The sequence below is a fragment of the Clostridium sp. genome (genome assembly GCF_017888565.1).
GTDB lineage: Bacteria > Bacillota > Clostridia > Clostridiales > Clostridiaceae > Clostridium.
In genome coordinates this window covers 1-4664 of the sequence record NZ_JAGHFX010000021.1, presented here as the reverse complement: position 1 = coordinate 4664, position 4664 = coordinate 1, and the positions used below count along the sequence as shown (strand labels likewise).

At 25.5% G+C, this 4664-nt stretch carries 7 protein-coding genes; all 7 read right to left on the bottom strand.

The features are described from left to right. Nucleotides 1-676: 676 nt before the first annotated feature. The 7 genes from J7M87_RS04185 to J7M87_RS04155 all read right to left on the bottom strand — a co-directional run bounded on the left by J7M87_RS04185 (nucleotide 677) and on the right by J7M87_RS04155 (nucleotide 4635). A complete protein-coding gene (locus J7M87_RS04185) occupies nucleotides 677-1675 on the bottom strand; it encodes a hypothetical protein (protein WP_291648963.1) in 999 nt (332 codons plus the stop codon). 2 nt (nucleotides 1676-1677) lie between these two features. Then, nucleotides 1678-2157, bottom strand: coding sequence for a type II toxin-antitoxin system antitoxin SocA domain-containing protein (locus J7M87_RS04180; RefSeq protein ID WP_291648961.1), 480 nt, complete (start codon nucleotides 2155-2157; stop codon nucleotides 1678-1680). A gap of 241 nt (nucleotides 2158-2398) precedes the next feature. Further along, nucleotides 2399-2575: a hypothetical protein gene (locus J7M87_RS04175; protein WP_099346671.1), complete on the bottom strand. Its 177-nt coding sequence runs from the start codon at nucleotides 2573-2575 to the stop codon at nucleotides 2399-2401. A gap of 192 nt (nucleotides 2576-2767) precedes the next feature. Next, nucleotides 2768-2908: a hypothetical protein gene (locus tag J7M87_RS04170; RefSeq protein WP_172617170.1), complete on the bottom strand. Its 141-nt coding sequence runs from the start codon at nucleotides 2906-2908 to the stop codon at nucleotides 2768-2770. Between the two features lie 159 nt (nucleotides 2909-3067). Continuing rightward, nucleotides 3068-3589, bottom strand: coding sequence for a DUF2335 domain-containing protein (locus tag J7M87_RS04165; protein WP_291648957.1), 522 nt, complete (start codon nucleotides 3587-3589; stop codon nucleotides 3068-3070). Continuing rightward, the gene (locus tag J7M87_RS04160; protein WP_291648955.1) at nucleotides 3559-3744 is read right to left on the bottom strand and encodes a hypothetical protein; all 186 of its coding nucleotides are present in this window, start codon (nucleotides 3742-3744) and stop codon (nucleotides 3559-3561) included. The genes J7M87_RS04165 and J7M87_RS04160 overlap by 31 nt, the downstream gene beginning before the upstream one ends. A gap of 114 nt (nucleotides 3745-3858) precedes the next feature. Then, the gene (locus J7M87_RS04155; protein WP_291648953.1) at nucleotides 3859-4635 is read right to left on the bottom strand and encodes an N-acetylmuramoyl-L-alanine amidase; all 777 of its coding nucleotides are present in this window, start codon (nucleotides 4633-4635) and stop codon (nucleotides 3859-3861) included. Between the last annotated feature and the right edge of the window lie 29 nt (nucleotides 4636-4664).

Here is a 4664-nt window from a genome sequence, read left to right as displayed (position 1 = left end):
TTATATTTGATTTAATTTTTATAGTCAATATTTCTCTACAAATTTTATTCTTATATACAACAAAATATCACTTAACTTTTATAAGCTAAGTGATATTTCATTTGGTAATAATAATAATCTTATACGAAGCCTTCAACCTTCATTTATATTTTATCTTTTCTTTTATTAGTTTTCAATACTTTTTATACATTTTTAACATTATAAAAGCACCTAGATTGCTCTAGGTGCTATTGGAAATTATATAACACTTGTTAATCTTAGTATTAGGTTAACTGCTGGCTTTTATGGATTTATTAACAAGTATTCTATTTAATTATAATTTCCCCTTATACTGGTAGTCAATATTTTTTATATCTTTTACACCTTTATAGATACAATAATATAAAAAATAACGCCTTGTAGGAGAATCATTTAGGCGTTATTTTTATAATATGGGTAAATTAGATTTTTTAATACTTGTTAATTGCCAGTTTATTTATATTGTTTATATTGATGGTATATGTATATCCTATTGATTAATTAACAAGTATTACTATTTAATTATATTTCTTCCTTTAATTGGCGTCAATTTATTTTATGTATTTTTTATCTCTATTTATATCTATTTATATCTTTATTAATACAAAAAGCACCTAGATTGCTCTGGGTGCTTTTATTATTTTTCTTTTTATTTCTATTAAATTGAATTTCTGACACTCCACTTCTTTAACTTTCCTGATATAAAAATAAATGAACCTATTAATAAAATAATTAATATAATAAAATATATCATAGAATAATCATTGGCTACATTAATTATTATATTATTTATATTGTTTTTTCTGCAATAATAAGCCCATGAACTAAATAAAAATATAAATACAAAAATATAATTTGAAAAAATAATCATTGGATATCTTTTTAAATATTTAGGTTGTCCACTTTCTTTTTTATATGCAATTATATTTTCTATAAAAAACATAAAAGCATACATTAAATTCGATATACACAAACTCCAAATACTCCCAATCATTATTAATTTTAAAATTGGTACATCTTCTATTTTCGTAAATATCCCACCTAAAAACTCTAGCCCTCCAAAAACAAGAAACGACATAGCAGTAAATATTCCTATCAATCCTATAAATTCATTTTTTAAATTCCCCGCTTCTGTTTTTATACTGGAATCTATCTCAATAAACTTATTATCAATCTTTTCACTATTTTCATCATTTATAGGTTTTATAATTCCTGCTACCCTCTTACTAAAAACATCATCATCATCTTTTAGTCTCTTTAATTGATAAATAGCTAGATTGAAATGATCATAAATTTTCACTATTATTTTTTCAGCCCTTCGCGAATCAGGAAAATTTTTACCTTTGTTAACAATAATTTCATCCTTAATTTTTTCTAAATTTATATTTATATTGTCTAAATCGTTAATTCTTCTATAAATATTACTACTAATTTCTGAGTATAAAATTCTTACATCCTTATTAGCAATAATGATATCAAGAAAATTTTTGAAATTTTCTTCAAAGTCATCTTTCTCCATACACATAAAACTAATAATTTCCCTAGTATATTGCAAATAATCTAATTTTCCATTTGCAGCATTAAAAGGCTCAATATTTTCTTTCATCTGTACATCAAGTGGACTTCTCATTTCATACCCTTTTGTATTTTTGTTCATAACTATTTCCCTTTAAAATATTTTTGTAAAGTTGATTTATCTATTATGTTATTAACTCCATTAACATAACTTTCTATCCAAGGAGTTTGTTTATGTGTAATATCTACAAGCTGACTTGCTGTATATTTATTACATTCATCAATTAGCCCATTAATAAGCTCCTTGTCACACTCTTCAACAATATCATCATTATACTTTATATTTTTATAATTAAACAATCCATCTGAAAAATCTATATATTCACTAATATAAGGTATATTATTACTTCCATATTGTTTAAATTCATGATAAACCTCTGGAATGACCGGACCATACTTCCACGCCTCTATATTATCTTTAAAACATTCAGTACCTTTATTCATATAAAACCCTGCCTGTATGAAGTATAATATTTTCTGCAATTTTAGATTTGATATGTGGGCATTATTTTCATTACAATAATTTATCACATATCTTGCAATATCTAATACATTATAAGTCATTGTTATATACACCTCCTTAAATAATAATTATATTCCTTAAGTTTATATTATCACATTTTGGGAAATATTCAATAAAAATTGTGTGAAATTATACCAATTTGTTTTCGTTATTGAAAATTTATTTTACAAATAAGTAAAAAAAGTTGCATATTTAATAATTTTATCTATTCTAGTTTTGGGAAATAATTTAAAATAAAAAAAAGCTAGTAAGTAATTTCTCACCTACTAGCTTTTAAATAGATTATAATTGTTTTCTTCTTTCTGCAATTAAATTCTCCAGTTCTATTAAATCATCTTCTGTAGCTTGATTTTTTATAAAACCTCTAGCTGTAGATCTATTTCTTAAATATCTTGCTTTTTCTCTATTCTTTTCTTGCCATTTTTTATTGGCTTCCGTTTGATTGTTTTTTTCTTCCATTAATAGATAACCTCCTAAATAAATGCTGCTATTATTGTTATTACTAATGCCACTATACTTATTACTAAGGAGATTATTGCAATTTTAAATGACTTCTTTTCTTCCATTTTTAAAACCTCCATGATATACTTATAATAATAAAAGAAGAAGTAAAAAGTTATTTTGTGAAGGGAGTTTCCTCCCCTCTTAGTATTATTGCTTTAACAGTTTTTCTATTAAACTTATCAAGGCGTTTATTAGATTAATTAAAGCTGTTATTAATGTGATAATCAAGGTTGTTTGTGTGAGTGTTTTAACCTTATTAACTTTTTTCTTCTTCTTTTTTCTTTGCAACTTCATCACCTCCTTACAATTATATTATACTATCGATAGTATAATATTGCAATACTTTTTATGTATTTTTTTCTATTTTTATCTATTAATTTTAGACAAAAGAAAAAGGGCTAGTAGTTACTATCTACTAACCTTTTCCTAATTATAATATATATATTATTATAAATTTTCTTGTTCTTCTTTACTTCTTATATCATCTTTCTTCTCTGTAGAATCCCCATTTAAATCCATTTTAGTTCCTCGTATAAAAGCAAGCATTACAGTTCCTAATCCACTTCCCCCTAAAATCAATCCTGACACTTGTTTATCACTCATAACACATAATATTCCACCTACAGTAATTACTAACCCTAAAGCAAAAGCAAAAACTATACCTAAGAAACTATTTCTTGAATGTGCTCTTAAAAAACTCCCTTCCATACTATGCCTATGGTCCATTTGGTTTTCAGCCATTTTTATTATTCTATCAGCTGCACCTGGGCAAATCATATCATAATCATTTAAAATTTTAGGATGCGGAATTGGTCCTGAAAAACTTTCACTTCTAACTGCAATTTTTTCTACTCTTTCTACTCTTGATAACTTCTTTGTGCCTAAAATGTTATCTCTAGTTGTTTTTCCGGTAATAATATCTTTGTTGTTTATTTCTTTTAATTCACTTTTATTTGTTTTATTCCCCATCTTAAATCTTCCCCAACTTTTCCCCAATCATTCTTCATTAAAGTTTTATCACTATCTGAAAATATATTGTCTAAATAATTAGGTTTAAAAATATTAATAATATATTCTATGTTTACAATATTATATTTTTTTACCTTTCTGTATAAAATTCTCATGTTTTACCTCCTATATAAAAATCAAATATTTTTAATAAAAGATCTTTATATAAGTATATTATCATTTTACAAAAAAGTAATCAAGTTTAACTTCATAACTCACTAACCTTAATCCTATACTAATTTAGCAGCATTTTTAAAAGTTACATATCTATTAGTATCTTCTGGTTTACCACCTATTTGTATTACTTGTTCTACCTTTAATCCACTTACTTTATAATCTGAAACTTTCATTAAAGGACATCTATTCTTTTGTGCTACCATTACTGCTCCAAATAGATCTGCATCTCCATAATAAGTTACTATTTTTTTCATATCATATTCCACCTTTACTTCTATTTTTTTATTTGCTATAGCTTCTGCTATAACTTCTCCTATCTTATCTGAACCTAACTTTTTATATAAAGCTACATCTTCTGTAGCTTCTACAAAGCATACTTCTACAATTACACTTGCCATCTTAGTTGCTCTTAATTCATATAGAGAATTATCCTCTTTCACTCCTCTAGATTTATTTTCAGGTCCTGTAAAACCTAATCCATCTAAAGCATTTTGTATTCTTCCTGCAACTTGCTCATCTAATGTAATATTATCTGTCTTTGAATAAACTAAGCACTCTGCTCCTATTGCTCCGTTATAACTGTTATAAGCCTTATTGAAATGTATAGATATAAATAAATCTGCTCCCCAATTATTCGCTCTACTTACTCCATATACTAAGTCACTATCACTATCCATATCCCCTGGTGTAACATCTAAAACGCTATGACCTAACTGTTTTAAGTATTTAATAACACTATCTTTTACTTTTCTATCCTCTACTACTTCATTTATAAGACCTTCACATCCAGTTGCTAAATAGTTATGTCCTCCTCTAACTGCTATTTTCATTAATATCATTCCTTTCTTTTATAAATTAA